Raw genomic sequence first — 15,595 nt, 5'->3', positions numbered from 1 at the left:
TATGTCTTACCCCCATACGCCCTCCCCTGACAGTTCTTATATTCGTCCTGCTCGACGCGGAAAGCATAAAATATTCATTGGTATGGCTCCTGGTGTGGGAAAAACTTACAGAATGCTAGAAGAAGCACATCAACTGCAACAAGAAGGTATTGATGTTGTTATTGGCATTATCGAAACTCATGGACGCAAAGATACTGCTTTCAAAGCTATAGGATTAGAAGTAGTTCCGCAAAAAGCCAATATTCATAAAAATATCAACCTCCAAGAAATGGACACAGAGGCAATTTTAAACCGCTCTCCCCAATTGGTATTAGTTGATGAATTAGCACATACAAATATTCCTGGTTCACTTAGAGAAAAACGCTATCAAGATGTAGAATTGATTTTAGCAGCCGGCATAGATGTTTACTCTACTGTGAATATTCAACATTTAGAAAGTTTGAATGATTTAGTAGCCGGAATTACGGGTGTTGTCGTCCGAGAACGCATTCCAGATCGGTTGCTGGATGAAGCTGATGCTGTGGTTGTCATTGATGTAACTCCAGAAACTTTAGAAGAACGGTTACGGGAGGGTAAAATTTATGCTGCTAATAAAATTGAGCAATCTTTAGAAAACTTTTTTCAGCGTCGTAACCTGATTGCTTTGCGAGAATTAGCATTAAGAGAAGTCGCAGATACAGTTGAGGAAGAGGCAAATACTTCCATCTCTCCTGGGCAAATTCGCACTGTCCATGAGCGAGTTTTGATATGTGTATCTACCTATCCAAATTCGATTCAATTATTACGACGTGGGGCGCGAATTGCTAATTATATGAATGCTAAATTATATACTGTATTCATCGCTGACCCTGAACGGTTTTTGACTAAAGAAGAAAGTTTACATATTCATACTTGTGAGAAACTATGCCGAGAATTTGGTGGTGAATTTCTTCATGTTAAAAGTAACAATGTCGCTCAGGCGATCGCCCAAGTTGCCGCAACTAATCATATCACCCAAATAGTCATTGGCGAAAGTCAACAACCCCGATGGAAAAGATTTTTTAAACGCTCTTTTACACAACGCTTGCTGGAGTTAATTAGAGATCAGCACATAGATTTACATATTATCGCCACAGAGAAATAAATTTTAACATCTGTTAATCTATCTTAGATAAGATGCAATTTTTTTCTTACTTGTATAGTGTAAATATCAAGCCTTAATTGCCAAATTCTTGACCGATAAATCCAGGATATTCCAGTTAGACAAAGTGTAAAATTTAATTACGAAACTATGCCATATAAAGCTGCTACTCCCGACTTCTGCTGTACAATTGTTGGTGAATATTAAGGATGCTTTTACCAAATATTAACCTAAAAAGCCGAATATACTCATTATCATTAGTTAGCAAACTAACATCGAGGTATATATGTTTAAGAAAATTTTAGTCGCAGTAGATCGCTCGGACATGAGTATAAAAGTTTTTGAGCAAGCTTTATCTTTAGCCAAGATCACATCTGCGAATTTAATGTTACTGCACGTTTTATCACAGGAAGAGGAAGGTAGTCCAGAGGCACTGGTTTTCCCCAATATTGACTACTATCCCGGTTGGAACGAGCAAAGTTTTAAATTATACCAAGAGCATTGGGAAAAATTTAAAAACGAAGGTTGGCAAATGTTACAGTCATGGAGCGCCCAAGCTAATACATCTGGTGTTAATACAGAATTTACCCAAAATACTGGTAGTCCAGGACGAATGATTTGTGAATTAGCCACTGACTGGAATGCTGACTTAATTATCATGGGAAGACGGGGACGTTCTGGACTGGCGGAATTTTTTCTCGGTAGTGTGAGTAATTATGTTTTACATCATGCACCTTGTTCAGTGCAGATTGTCCATATTCCTATGAGTTCCCAAGCGGCAAATGTTTCTTCAGCAGCTACTAAGTAGGTTGGTGTTGAAAATTGTCGTTATGGCAAGGCAAAAGGCACTCATGCAAGAGGCAAGAGTGAAGAGGGTTTGGGCGATTTTACATTTCTTTACACAGTTTGGTTTTATTGTGTTCACCTACTTACAGTTAGTAAGTAATGCTAGATGAGGCTGCATAGAATCAGATTTCCAGAATTATTAACCGCAGATGAACGCAGATAAAGACGGATAAGTTAATATACATCTCCAGAAAAGTAGAGACGTTCCATGGAACGTCTCTACAAGGGTTCTAGGATAGGCATATTTAATTTTTGGAGATGTCTAATGGATTTTGTGAAAAAATATGAAAACATCAGTTCCACCTTCTTTAACTCATCCCAGTGGAGACAAGCGTTTAAAGATGTTAGACGCAACTATTAAGCGTCATCAATATCAACAAGATGCACTTATTGAAATTCTGCATCGGGCTTCTGAATTATTTGGTTATTTAGAACTGGATTTATTGCTGTACATTTCCCATAGTCTGAAGTTGCCACCTAGTCGCGTTTATGGAGTGGCTACTTTCTATCATTTGTTTTCCCTAGCACCGAAAGGGGTTCATAATTGTGTGGTTTGTACGGGTACAGCTTGTTATGTCAAAGGCTCAACGGCGATCTTAACCCAGTTGGAAAAAATTACGCAAATTCACGCAGGAGAAACTACCGCAAATGGTCAAATTTCTTTGATGACGGCTAGATGTTTGGGGGCTTGTGGAATTGCCCCTGCGGTAGTGTTTGATGGTGCTATTTTAGGTAATCAAACCCCGGAATCGGTTTGCGAAAAAGTGGGAGAATGGTGGCAAAATGGAACTAAGTGAATTATTAGAAATTGCCCAAAAGGAGCTTTCTCAACGGAAATCTGTGCAAATTCGCTGTTGTACGGCTGCGGGTTGTCTCTCTTCTGATTCTCAAGCTGTGAAGGACAATCTGGAAGCATCTGTGAAAGCTGCGGGTTTAGAAGATACTGTGCAGGTTTCTGGTGTGGGTTGTATGCGTCTATGTTGTCAAGGACCATTGGTACAGGTGGAAAATCGGGAAAATCCGCCCGCATCAAAATTGTATCAAAAAGTTACCCCAGAAAATGCAGCAGCAATTATGGCGGGGGTAAATGGAGAAGTCACAAATTTACAGGAGGGTGATTTAAATGAGCCATTTTTCAGCCGTCAATTACCGATTGTCCTAGAAAATAGTGGTAAAATTGACCCCGAACGCATTCAAGCTTACATTGCGGCTGATGGTTATCAAGCCCTTTACCAAGTGCTGCGGGAAATGAAACCCAGTCAGGTAATAGAAACTATTACTAAAAGCGGTTTAAGGGGGCGCGGTGGTGCTGGTTATCCCACAGGTTTAAAATGGGGAACGGTAGCAAAATCAAAGGCTGAGAAGAAGTTTGTAATTTGCAATGCTGATGAAGGTGATCCCGGTGCATTCATGGATAGGAGTGTATTAGAAAGTGATCCCCATCGGGTTTTGGAAGGGATGGCGATCGCTGCCTACTCCATTGGTGCAAATCAAGGCTATATTTATGTTAGGGCAGAATATCCCATTGCTATCAAACGCCTGGAAACGGCAATTCATCAAGCCCAACACTTAGGACTTTTGGGTTCACAAATCTTCGACTCTCCCTTTGATTTTAAAGTAGAAATCCGTATCGGTGCGGGTGCTTATGTCTGCGGTGAAGAAACGGCGTTAATGGCTTCAATTGAAGGTAAACGTGGTGTCCCCCATCCCCGTCCACCATACCCGGCTGAGTCCGGTTTATGGGGCTATCCGACGTTAATTAACAATGTGGAAACCTTTGCCAATATTGCGCCGATTATTCGTAAAGGTGCTGACTGGTTTGCTAATATCGGCATTGGTAAAAGCAAAGGTACAAAGGTATTTGCGTTAGCTGGAAACATCCGCAACACGGGTTTAATAGAAGTCCCAATGGGAACATCTTTACAAGTAATTGTTGAGGAAATGGGAGGAGGTGTTCCCGACAATGGTATAGCTAAAGCAGTACAAACCGGCGGACCTTCAGGGGGATGTATTCCTGCGTCGGCTTTTGCTACACCTGTGGATTATGAATCTTTAACCGCCTTGGGTTCAATGATGGGTTCGGGGGGAATGATTGTCATGGATAAAACTACAAATATGGTAGATGTCGCCCGCTTTTTCATGGAATTCTGCATGGATGAATCTTGCGGTAAGTGCATTCCTTGTCGTGTGGGAACTGTGCAATTACACGGTTTATTAACAAAGATTAGTCAAGGAAAAGGTTCGCTCGCTGATTTAGATTTATTGGAGGAACTTTGCGACATGGTAAAACACACCAGTTTATGTGGTTTAGGACAGTCTGCACCAAATCCAGTTTTTAGCACTTTGCAATATTTTCGAGATGAATATTTGGAATTAGTCAGGGAAACTGTCTGAATCAGGATTTCCAGGATTAAAGGATTTTCAGGATTAAGAATTACCAATTACCCATTACCCATTACCAAATTACTATGACTGTAAAAACTTTAACAATAAATGGGGAATTGATTAGCGCTCGTGAGGATGAAACCTTACTAGAAGCAGCGCAGGAAGCTAGTATTCATATTCCTACATTATGTCATTTAGAAGGTGTGGGTGATATTGGTGCTTGTCGTTTATGTTTAGTGGAAATTGCAGGAAGTAATAAATTACAACCTGCTTGCGTGACTAAAGTTACAGAAGGAATGGAGGTGAATACAAATAGCGATCGCTTACAAAAATACCGGCGGACAATTGTAGAAATGTTATTTGCTGAAGGTAATCACATTTGTTCCATTTGTGTTGCTAATGGTAACTGTGAATTACAAGATTTAGCCATAGAAATGGGCATGGATCATCTCCGCTTAGAATATCAAAATCCTCAGCGAACTGTTGACACTTCCCATCATCTTTTTGGCATAGATCATAATCGTTGTGTGCTTTGCACTCGCTGTATTCGTGTCTGTGATGAAATTGAAGGCGCACATACTTGGGATATGGCAGGAAGAGGCTCAAAATCTCATGTAATTACTGATTTAAATCAACCTTGGGGAACTTCCCAGACCTGTACTTCCTGTGGTAAATGTGTGAATGCCTGTCCCACAGGAGCATTATTTGATAAAGGTTCAAGTGTCGGTGAAATGAAACATGATCGGGGCAAAATTGAATTTTTAGTAACTGCAAGAAATAAAAAGCAGTGGAATTTTTAGTCATTAGTCATTAGCATAATTTAAAATGAAATCTCATGTTACCGCATATTCAACAAATATTTAAGCGAATTCTATTAGTAGGGATATTGACAACATTTATATTCCTTGGTTTAGCAAATCTATCATCTGGAAAAGTAATTGCTGCTGTTACTCAGATAGGAAATCCTCCCGAAGAAATTATTTACCGTTCACAAGTGAAATTAGATGATCAATCAGGAAAAGTCTGGCAAGTTGTATTATTTAAACAAGTGTATTCGGATCAACCATCGAATATAAATCTTCGCCTAGTTGGTTTTCCTAGTGTTGGTGAGTTAATTCATCCCCAACCTTTAAAAATCACCTCAACAACAGGTAAAGTTTGGAATGCTGCTGATGTATTTTTAGAGGAAGCCCCAGCACCAACTGTTGGTCAATATGATTTGACAGAAATCTTACCTCAATTACCTCCAGAATCTTTAACTTTATCTATACCCCTTCCCAGTACAAACTTCATTAATATCGCAGTTCCCATTCATGTTGTCAAAGAATGGCAATCATTAATTTCCACTGAAAACTGAAAAGGTGAAAAAATGACTAAAATCAAATTAGCAACAGTCTGGTTAGGTGGGTGTTCTGGTTGTCATATGTCCTTTCTCGATTTGGACGAATGGTTAATAGATTTAGCCGCACAAGTAGATATAGTTTATAGTCCCTTAGCTGATATTAAAGAATATCCCGAAGGTGTAGATATCGTATTAGTTGAAGGTGCGATCGCCAATGAAGAACATTTAGAATTAATTCACAAAATTAGAAACCGGACTAAAACAATAATTTCCTTTGGTGATTGTGCTGTTACTGGTAATGTTACCGCTTTACGTAATCTTGCAGGTGGTGCTGAACCAGCCCTACAATTAGCTTATATTCAAGAAGCAGATATTAATCAACAAATTCCCAATTCCCCAGGAATTGTTCCCCCTTTACTAGATACAGTTCTCCCTGTGCATAAGGTAGTACCAGTTGATATTTATTTACCCGGTTGTCCCCCTTCAGCACATCGGATTCGTGCCGCACTTGAACCACTATTAAAAGGAGAAAAACCGGAAATTGTCGGCAGAGAAATGATTAAATTTGGTTAATTAGTAATTATAACCAAATAAATACATCCATTATAGCCCCCTCCTTGCTTGCGGGGAGGGGGTTGGGGGCGGGGTTCTTATATTTAACTCAACAGATAACCCCTATATCTTCTTTCTTCCTCCTGACTCCTGACTCCTATTTTTTCGAGGTGAATTATGTTAACAGCAGCAGATGTAATGACTAAAGATGTGGCAATGATTCGCAATTCAGCAACAGTCAAAGAAGCAGTTGATTTAATGAAAGCAAGAGATTGGAGAGCATTAATTGTAGATCGTCGTCATGAACAAGATGCTTATGGAATTATCACAGAAAGCGACATTGTTTATAAGGTAATTTCCTATAGCAAAGATCCAAATAAAATCCGTGTTTATGAAATTATGACTAAACCTTGTATTGTCGTTAATCCAGAATTGGGTTTAGAATATGTAGCCAGATTATTTGCTAATCATCATCTCCGCCGTGCGCCTGTAATTAGTGGTAAATTATTAGGAATAATCTCACTTACTGATATCTTAGCCAGAAGTACTTGTTTAGAACAACCGCGCTCATTTTTATTAGAACAAGAATTACAAGATGAAATTAAAAAAGCTCGAATTGTTTGTGCAGAAAAAGGCATCAATTCCGCAGAATGTGCAGCCGCTTGGGATGTAGTAGAAGAAATTCAAGCCGAAATTGCCCACCAACTCGCTGAAAAACCTCTGAAAACTGCCTTTGAAGATTACTGTGATGAATATCCAGAATTCACAGAATCTAGGTTTTATGATTTGTAATTAATATCCGTAGGTTGGGTAGAACAAAGTGTATCCCTTACGGGAGCCGTAGGCATAACCCAACAAAATCTTTGATAATGTTGCGGAAATGTTGGGTTTCCTTACGTCAACCCAACCTACAATTTTATCTAATTACCAATCACCGATTAATTATGAAAACAATTGTTATTGACCCCGTTACTCGCATTGAAGGACACGCGAAAATTAGCATTTATTTAGATGATGAAGGTCAAGTAAATGATGCTAGATTTCATGTTACAGAATTTCGTGGGTTTGAAAAATTTTGTGTCGGTCGTCCGTTTCCAGAAATGCCAGGAATTACGGCGAGAATTTGCGGTATTTGTCCAGTCAGTCACTTATTAGCATCAGCCAAAACAGGGGATAAAATATTAGCCGTTACAATCCCCAAAACAGCCTCTCAATTACGCCGTTTGATGAATTTAGGGCAAATCATCCAATCTCATGCCCTCAGCTTCTTTCACCTCAGCGCACCAGACCTATTATTGGGCATGGATAGCGAACCCGAAAACCGCAATATCTTTGGTTTAATTGCCGCTGAACCGGAATTAGCCAGAGGTGGAATCCGTTTACGCCAATTTGGACAAGAAATCATTGAATTATTAGGAGGAAAAAAATTCATCCTTCCTGGGCTGTTCCTGGTGGAGTTCGTGACCCTTTAACAACAGAAAATCGCACCCACATTCAGCAAAAAATTCCTGAAGCCAAAGCCACTGTAATTAGTGCCATAGCTTTATTTAAAACCCTATTAAAAACTTATGAAAAAGAAGCAAAAACTTTTGGTAATTTTCCTAGTTTATTTATGGGTTTAGTCAGTCCTGAAGGTTTATGGGAAACTTATGATGGACATATCCGATTTGTTGATAGTGGAGGAAACATTGTTGCTGATAATCTTGATGCTGCTAACTATCATGAATTTATTGGTGAAGCAGTCCAAGCAGATTCTTATTTAAAATCACCTTATTATCTTCCTTTAGGTTATCCTGATACCACAGATCATTGTCGTTTAGATAGTGGAATGTATCGCGTCGGACCATTAGCTAGATTAAATATCTGTAGTCAGATTGGCACACCTTTAGCAGACACAGAATTAAAAGAATTTCGTAGTTATGGAACCGGAACTGTTAAATCATCATTTTTCTATCATTATGCGCGGTTAATTGAAATTTTAGCATCAATTGAACATATAGAGATTATCCTTGATGACCCAGATATTTTATCAAATCGTCTCTGTGCTGAAGCTGGTATTAATTGCCTAGAGGCAGTTGGTGTTAGTGAAGCCCCAAGAGGGACATTATTTCATCATTATCAAGTTGATGAAAATGGTTTAATGTTAAAAGTAAATTTGATTATTGCTACTGGTCAAAATAACTTAGCCATGAATCGGACAGTTGCCCAAATTGCCCGTCATTTTATCCAAGGTGATAACATAAAAGAAGGAATGTTAAACCGAGTTGAAGCCGGAATTAGGACTTTTGATCCTTGTTTGAGTTGTTCAACTCATGCAATGGGACAAATGCCTTTATTAATAGAAGTAGTGGACACAAATGGCACTATAGTTAATCAAATTTATCATAATTAAGTATTTAGATCCCCGACTTCTCTAAGAAGTCGGGGATCTGGGTATCTGGTATTTATATGATATAATTTAAGCTAAACTCATATTACCTAAATTTTATGACTCTTGCTACTGATATCAAGATTTACAAGGTAAATTTGGCTATCGTTACAAATCAATTATCCTCCCTAATGAGTCTGTAAAATTGCCATCTCTCCCGGAATTAATCTTAGATTTAACTAAAGTATTCCCAGGAAAAAATTAAGTTATAAAATTAAAATTTACAAAAATTGAGAAAATGTGCTATTTTAATTGTCAAGTGATAAAGTGGGGTAAATATAACAATTCAAAAGAATACTAAGTAGGTGAACATAATAAAACCAAACTGTGTAAAGAAATGTAAAATCGCCCAAACCCTCTTCACTCTTGCCTCTTGCCTTTTGCCTTGCCATAACGACAATTTTCAACGCCAACCTACTTAGTATAAGAATTAGCGGCTGATATAGCCGCACCAGTATCTATAGTTCACTCATACTTACACCTGCTGCAATAGGGTCAAAATTCTTGGGAAAATGGGTGTTATGATCACAGTCTGCCTTTTTTAAATGCGTCCCTTCTAGATTAGCTTGACGCAAATTCGCGGAAAATAACATTGCTCCGCGTAAATCTGCATTTTGTAAATTAGCTTCACTTAAATCAGCAAAACTCAAATCACATCCTCGCAGATTTGCACCCCCAAGGTTGGCTCTACTCAAATCAGCATAGCTGAAATCAGAGCCTTTTAAATCCAAACTTTGTAAATTAGCATCATCTAATTCTGCTCTTTCAAAGTCTCTTTTTCCCATCGTATATTCTTCTACAATCCTAGCAGCACTATTAATTGGTTGTTGAAAATTCACTTCAGGCATAAAACAGCCTCACAATTTATCTAAAAAGTTTAATGGTTTAATGGAAACCATCCAGATTCATAATATTATAACAAATAAGTCAGAAAATAAATGTCCTGTTCACATAAGTTTGTTTTGAGAATTTTTGTGTTTTCTCATAATGTACTCAAATTTTGCTCTTAAGTAGGTGAACACAATAAAACCAATCTATGTAAAGAAAAGTAAAATCGCCCAAACCCTCTTCACTCTTGCCTCTTGCCTTTTGCCTCTTGCCTTGCCATAACGACGATTTTCAATGCTAACCTACTTAGTCTCATATTCAAAATTAAGCTGAAACTGTATGGAGCAAAATTTCCAGAATAGTTAACCGCAGATAAACACAGATAAATTAAAAATAATGAAAGCTACAATAGTGATTGGTTATGGAAATGAATTACTCAGTGATGATGCTATTGGTCCTAGAGTAGCAAATCTCATCAATCTCTGGCATCTATCTCATGTCCAATCTTTAGCAGTTCACCAACTCACTCCAGAATTAGCAGCAAATTTGGCAAATGTCAATTTAGCAATTTTTGTAGATGCTAGTTTGAATTCAGAATTGCAAAATGTGCAAGTAGAATCTATACTACCTACTGAATCTAGGATGATCATAGGACATAGCATTAAGCCTACATATCTTTTAGCCTTAACAAAATCCCTCTATGGTTATAGTCCACCAGCTTGGTTAATAACAGTACCAGGGGTTAACTTTGAATTAGGAGATAGTCTTTCACCAATAGCAGAACAAGGAATTAGTATAGCTTTAACAAAAATCATTAACATTATTAATAAAGGATAAAAAATTCCATTTCTCTTCCTCTCTGCGACTCTGCGACTCTGCGTGAAACAAATTCATACCTTCATTCAGCAAAATCCAAAATAATCACAAATTCATAGGAGTATGTATGGAAACATCTAACCAAAGAATTAGCAATAAAGTTTATGATATCGTTAATCCCCTAGATGCGATATTTATTCCCAAAACTGTAGCCGTAATTGGTGCTACTGAAAAACCCGGAAGTGTAGGACGAACTTTGCTTTGGAACTTAATCACTAATCCCTTTGGAGGAACAGTTTTTCCGATTAATCCTCACCGTCATAGCGTATTAGGAATTAAAGCTTATCCGACTATTTTTGATGTTCCCGAAAAAATAGATTTAGCCGTTATCGTTACACCAGCACAAACTGTACCCCAAATTATATCTGATTGCGTTAATGCTGGAATAAAAGGAGCAATCATTATTTCCGCTGGTTTTAAAGAATCTGGAGAAAAAGGTATCGCTTTAGAACAGGAAATTATCCAACAAGCACAAAGAGGAAAAATTAGAATTATCGGTCCTAATTGTTTAGGAGTAATGAATCCAATTTCTGGTTTAAATGCTACCTTTGCCAGTAAAATGGCGCGTCCAGGAAATGTTGGTTTTATTAGTCAAAGTGGAGCTTTATGTACAGCAATTCTAGACTGGAGTTTTCAAGAAAATGTGGGTTTTAGTGCCTTTATTTCCATTGGTTCAATGTTAGATATTAGTTGGGGAGATTTAATTTATTATCTTGGTGATGACCCCCAGACTAAAAGTATTGTAATTTATATGGAATCCATTGGGAATGCGCGTTCCTTCCTATCAGCAGCGCGAGAAGTGGCTTTAACAAAACCGATAATTGTGATTAAAGCTGGTCGGACACCAGCCGCAGCTAAAGCAGCCGCTTCTCACACAGGATCATTAGCAGGAAGTGATGCTGTTTTAGATGCAGCTTTTCGCCGTTGTGGGGTGTTACGAGTCAATAGTATTTCTGATTTATTTGATATGTCGGAAGTATTAGCAAAACAACCCCGTCCCCAAGGTCCCCGGCTAACAATTTTAACTAATGCTGGCGGTCCGGGAGTATTAGCAACAGATACATTAATTGAAAGTGGAGGAGAATTAGCAGCAATTTCTCCAGAAATAATGACTTCCTTAAATGACATTTTACCACCGCAATGGAGTCATAATAATCCTATTGATATTTTAGGGGATGCTGACCCCCAACGTTATACAAAAGCCTTAGAAATTGCGGCACAAGATCCCAATAGTGATGGTTTATTAGTGATTTTAACACCCCAATCAATGACAGATCCTACCCAAACAGCGGCACAACTAAAACCCTACGCACAAATGTCAAATAAACCAATTTTAGCTAGTTGGATGGGTGGTGCAGATATAGCCGAGGGAGAACAAATTCTTAACAATCAAGGTATTCCCACTTATGCTTATCCTGATACAGCAGCGCGAGTATTTAGTTATATGTGGAAGTCGAGTTATAACCTGCGCGGTATTTATGAAACTCCGGTTTTACCAACATTAATTTGTGATGTGAATACTCGCAATTGTGCTAAAGTGGAAAATATTATTCAAGCTGCAAAAACAGCAGGAAGAACAATTCTCACGGAATTTGAATCTAAGGAAATTTTAGCCGCTTACGGTATCCCTGTGGTGGCTGGTTGCATTGCGGAAACTGTGGATAAAGCGGTTGAATGTGCAGAAAATCTGGGTTATCCGGTAGTTTTAAAACTTTATTCTCAGACAATTACCCATAAAACTGATGTGGGTGGTGTGCAATTAAATTTGCAAAATGCAGAATCGGTAAAATGTGCTTTTCAAAATATTCAAAAATCCGTAAAAGAGAAAGCCAAAGCGGAAGATTTTTTGGGTGTAACTGTACAACCAATGATCAAAACTGATGGCTATGAATTGATTATTGGGAGTAGTTTAGATCCGCAATTTGGACCTGTATTATTATTTGGTGCTGGGGGACAATTGGTGGAAGTGTTTCAAGATAGTTCTATTGCCCTGCCGCCTCTTAATACTACCCTAGCACGACGGATGATGGAACAAACCAAAATTTATAAAGCTTTGCAAGGAGTCAGAGGAAGGAAAAGTATTGATATTGCTGCTCTTGAACAATTAATGGTAGAATTTAGTCAATTAGTTGTGGAACAACCTGGGATTAAAGAAATTGATATTAATCCGTTGTTGGCTATTCCTCCCACTCCTATACATCCTGGAGGATTAATTGCCTTAGATGCGCGGATAGTTTTACATTCTGCTGATGTGGAAAAACATCAATTACCAAAATTAGCTATTCGTCCCTATCCTAGTCAATATATTAGTAATTGGAAATTGAACAATGGTACACCAATTACTATTCGTCCTATTCGTCCCGAAGACGAACCATTAATGGTAGAATTTCACAAAACCCTATCAGAAGAGAGTGTTTATTTTCGCTATTTCCACATGATTAAATTGAGTCAACGCATTACCCATGAACGACTCACCCGAATATGCTTTATTGACTATGATCGAGAAATGGCTTTAGTTGCAGAATACCAAAATCCCGAAACAGAAAAGCGGGAAATATTAGCAGTAGGAAGATTAAGTAAATTACATGGTAGTAATGCGGCAGAATTTGCGATGCTAGTTAGCGACAAATTTCAATATCAAGGCTTAGGGACAGAATTACTCCGCAGATTGCTAGAAGTTGGTAAAAACGAGAAAAGTTGCTGTATCTATGCTGATATTTTAGCTGACAATTCAGGTATGCAGCGAGTATGTGAAAAACTTGGGTTCCAAATCACAAATACAAGTGATACAACAGTATTAAGGGCAGAAATTAAACTTTAAATGGGGGTTGCTGAAAAAATTTTTCAGCAAGTTATAATTAGGTGGACAGGAATCTGTTACAGTATTAATCTGTAAATAAAAGCTACATAGCATAGATGTTTTTGAATTATGTAACCTATGCCGGCGAATTCCTGTCCTGAAAATGATGCTTATAACGGAAACTCTGATCCCCTTGACTCTATCTTTACTGACCTATCAGTAGATGAGGAATCAGAAGTAAGGACGGATTCCGCGTCTCTACCACCAGGCCGATTTAAAGGACGTAGAGGCAAAGCTGCTCTAGTTTTAACTATAGTCTGGAGTGGTACTATTACCTTGCATTTAGTTTCCTGGGGTTCGATATTTGTCCTCGGACTGACAACAATGCTAGGTATTCATGCTTTGGGGATTATTTTTGCCAAACCCCGTCACCATTCCCAAGAGATAGAGGGGGATTTGCCTTTTGTCTCTGTGTTAGTGGCTGCTAAAAATGAGGAAGCGGTAATTGGCAGATTAGTTAAAAATCTGTGTAATCTGGAATACGGTAATGGTCAATATGAAGTCTGGATTATTGATGATAATAGTACAGACAATACACCCCAATTACTCGCCCAACTCAAGCAGGAATATCAACAACTCAATGTATTTAGGCGTGATTCTGACGCTATTGGCGGCAAATCGGGGGCATTAAATCAAGTATTACCACTGACAAAGGGAGACATTATTGCTGTATTTGATGCTGATGCCCAAGTTACACCGGATTTGCTATTACAAATAGTTCCTTTATTTCAAAAAGAACAGGTAGGGGCGGTACAAATGCGTAAAGCGATCGCCAATGCTAAGGAAAATTTTTGGACTAAGGGACAAATGGCGGAAATGTTGTTGGATATTTGGTTTCAACAACAGCGCACTGCTATCGGTGGGATTGGTGAACTCCGCGGAAATGGTCAATTTGTCCGTCGTCAAGCTTTGGCTAGTTGCGGTGGTTGGAATGAGGAAACTATCACTGATGATCTGGATTTAACTATCCGGTTACATCTAGATAAATGGGATATTGAATGCGTTTTTTATCCTCCGGTGCAAGAAGAAGGTGTTACTAATGCTACAGCCCTTTGGCATCAACGTAACCGATGGGCAGAAGGTGGTTATCAACGTTATTTAGACTACTGGGATCTGATCCTCCAAAACCGTATGGGGACAAGGAAAACCTGGGATTTGTTGATCTTTATGGTGACAATGTATATTTTGCCAACAGCAGCAATACCAGATATTTTAATGGCGATCGCTCGTCATCGTCCCCCCATGTTAAGTCCTGTAACTGGCTTATCTTTGGGAATGTCAGTAGTAGGAATGTTTGCTGGTTTAAAGCACGTCCGTTCCGATCAACAATTTAAACCATCTACCTATTTAATGGTACTTTTACAAACCCTTCGCGGCAGTTTATATATGTTGCATTGGTTAGTAGTTATGAGTAGCACCACAGCGCGAATGTCTTTCCGACCAAAACGCCTCAAATGGGTGAAAACTGTCCATACAGGTGTTGAGAAATAAGGAAATAAAAACCATAAAGTTTGTAGAGTGAAGGATGAATTTTTTATCCTTCATTTTTTTGTGATGAATCTTAATATTTATCTTCTTTATCCCCACATCTTGTATACTACTTGCGGTTAAATTAGTAGTGCATTAGTATGAGATATGCCCAAGAAAATCCGAGAATTAAAAAGCTTATTACTTCAAGCTGGATTTACCTGTCGGACAGGGAAAGGCAGTCATACTAACTGGTATCATCCCTTACTTACTGGGAGAGTTACTATATCAGGTAAAGATGGAAAAGACGCTAAAGAATATCAAGAAAAAGATGTTAGTAATGCTATCAAAAGAATAGAAGAAATTAAAAAGGTTCAAGAGGAAGAAGAAGAATGAGTTATCATTACACGGTAATTATTCAATGGTCTCAGGAAGATAATTGTTTTGTTGTCAGTCTGCCTGAATGGGGAGAGTTTTGTCATACACATGGGGACACATATCAAGAAGCTTTAGAAAATGCTCAGGAAGTCTTAGAAATGTTAATTGAATCTTGTTTACAAGATGGTGAACCCCTTCCAGAACCAAAAACTTTAGGTAAGTCTTTATCAGCAGCTTAATTTTTAGGAGACTTACACAAATGGTACAAAATTTCATCCTTCATTTTTTTGTATTGGCAACCAATCATCTAAAATTTGTTCTAATGAACCAATGGGGATAACGGGAAATATGTCAAGAGGAAGTTGTGAGCGATCGCTTGCTTCTAATCTAGCATCTTGATAACATTCATCAAATATTTCTAAAATGTAAGGTTTCAAACTAGGACTATCTTTGAGTTCATCTTTTATTTTAACTTAATTTAGTTATAACTAATAACATTACATTCTGTCATAA

The 15,595-nt window shown here is 38.2% G+C and carries 14 protein-coding genes and 3 pseudogenes; 15 read left to right on the top strand and 2 right to left on the bottom strand.

Annotated elements, in window-relative coordinates; genetic code table 11:
* Position 1: 1 nt before the first annotated feature.
* From AA650_RS20860 to AA650_RS28830, 10 genes and pseudogenes are all read left to right on the top strand, one after another.
* Complete coding sequence (locus AA650_RS20860; protein WP_053540503.1) at positions 2-1,123, top strand: sensor histidine kinase KdpD; 1,122 nt, start codon at positions 2-4, stop codon at positions 1,121-1,123.
* A 283-nt stretch (positions 1,124-1,406) separates the two neighbouring features.
* Positions 1,407-1,928, top strand: coding sequence for a universal stress protein (locus AA650_RS20855; protein WP_053540502.1), 522 nt, complete (start codon positions 1,407-1,409; stop codon positions 1,926-1,928).
* A gap of 322 nt (positions 1,929-2,250) precedes the next feature.
* Entirely contained in the window at positions 2,251-2,763 is a 513-nt protein-coding gene (gene hoxE, locus AA650_RS20850; RefSeq protein ID WP_053540501.1) for a bidirectional hydrogenase complex protein HoxE, read from the top strand.
* The gene (locus tag AA650_RS20845; RefSeq protein WP_053540500.1) at positions 2,750-4,360 is read left to right on the top strand and encodes a NuoF family protein; all 1,611 of its coding nucleotides are present in this window, start codon (positions 2,750-2,752) and stop codon (positions 4,358-4,360) included. Before hoxE ends, AA650_RS20845 begins: the two co-directional genes overlap by 14 nt.
* 74 nt (positions 4,361-4,434) lie before the next feature.
* The gene (hoxU, locus tag AA650_RS20840) at positions 4,435-5,151 is read left to right on the top strand and encodes a bidirectional hydrogenase complex protein HoxU (protein WP_053540499.1); all 717 of its coding nucleotides are present in this window, start codon (positions 4,435-4,437) and stop codon (positions 5,149-5,151) included.
* Positions 5,152-5,186: 35 nt separating this feature from the next.
* A complete protein-coding gene (locus tag AA650_RS20835; RefSeq protein ID WP_053540498.1) occupies positions 5,187-5,708 on the top strand; it encodes a DUF3122 domain-containing protein in 522 nt (173 codons plus the stop codon).
* A gap of 12 nt (positions 5,709-5,720) precedes the next feature.
* Complete coding sequence (locus AA650_RS20830; RefSeq protein ID WP_053540497.1) at positions 5,721-6,266, top strand: oxidoreductase; 546 nt, start codon at positions 5,721-5,723, stop codon at positions 6,264-6,266.
* Between the two features lie 156 nt (positions 6,267-6,422).
* Entirely contained in the window at positions 6,423-7,037 is a 615-nt protein-coding gene (locus AA650_RS20825; RefSeq protein ID WP_053540496.1) for a CP12 domain-containing protein, read from the top strand.
* A gap of 152 nt (positions 7,038-7,189) precedes the next feature.
* Positions 7,190-8,637: pseudogene (locus tag AA650_RS20820) on the top strand (Ni/Fe hydrogenase subunit alpha).
* A gap of 112 nt (positions 8,638-8,749) precedes the next feature.
* Positions 8,750-8,878, top strand: a pseudogene (locus AA650_RS28830) (Uma2 family endonuclease); the annotation flags it as partial.
* Positions 8,879-9,131: 253 nt separating this feature from the next.
* On the opposite strand, the gene AA650_RS20815 reads toward AA650_RS28830, so the two are convergent.
* Positions 9,132-9,521: a pentapeptide repeat-containing protein gene (locus tag AA650_RS20815; RefSeq protein ID WP_053540495.1), complete on the bottom strand. Its 390-nt coding sequence runs from the start codon at positions 9,519-9,521 to the stop codon at positions 9,132-9,134.
* Between the two features lie 376 nt (positions 9,522-9,897).
* Here AA650_RS20815 and AA650_RS20810 point away from each other — a divergent pair, with 376 nt between their 5' ends.
* From AA650_RS20810 to AA650_RS20790, 5 genes are all read left to right on the top strand, one after another.
* A complete protein-coding gene (locus AA650_RS20810; RefSeq protein ID WP_053540494.1) occupies positions 9,898-10,338 on the top strand; it encodes a hydrogenase maturation protease in 441 nt (146 codons plus the stop codon).
* A gap of 106 nt (positions 10,339-10,444) precedes the next feature.
* Complete coding sequence (locus tag AA650_RS20805) at positions 10,445-13,198, top strand: bifunctional acetate--CoA ligase family protein/GNAT family N-acetyltransferase (RefSeq protein WP_053540493.1); 2,754 nt, start codon at positions 10,445-10,447, stop codon at positions 13,196-13,198.
* A gap of 117 nt (positions 13,199-13,315) precedes the next feature.
* Positions 13,316-14,728 (top strand): glycosyltransferase, encoded by a 1,413-nt coding sequence (locus tag AA650_RS20800; protein WP_053540492.1) that lies wholly within the window; start codon positions 13,316-13,318, stop codon positions 14,726-14,728.
* A gap of 144 nt (positions 14,729-14,872) precedes the next feature.
* The gene (locus AA650_RS20795; protein WP_039200869.1) at positions 14,873-15,100 is read left to right on the top strand and encodes a type II toxin-antitoxin system HicA family toxin; all 228 of its coding nucleotides are present in this window, start codon (positions 14,873-14,875) and stop codon (positions 15,098-15,100) included.
* Positions 15,097-15,321 (top strand): type II toxin-antitoxin system HicB family antitoxin, encoded by a 225-nt coding sequence (locus AA650_RS20790; protein WP_039200867.1) that lies wholly within the window; start codon positions 15,097-15,099, stop codon positions 15,319-15,321. The genes AA650_RS20795 and AA650_RS20790 overlap by 4 nt, the downstream gene beginning before the upstream one ends.
* Before the next feature lie 33 nt (positions 15,322-15,354).
* On the opposite strand, the pseudogene AA650_RS20785 reads toward AA650_RS20790, so the two are convergent.
* Positions 15,355-15,552 (bottom strand): annotated as a pseudogene (locus AA650_RS20785) (DUF29 family protein); the annotation flags it as partial.
* Positions 15,553-15,595: the final 43 nt, after the last annotated feature.

Origin of the sequence: Anabaena sp. WA102 (genome assembly GCF_001277295.1) — a bacterium.
In the GTDB taxonomy this organism is placed as follows: Bacteria; Cyanobacteriota; Cyanobacteriia; order Cyanobacteriales; family Nostocaceae; genus Dolichospermum; species Dolichospermum heterosporum.
The sequence above is the reverse complement of the archived record's forward strand: the minus strand, read 5'-3'. Positions and strand labels throughout refer to the sequence as shown.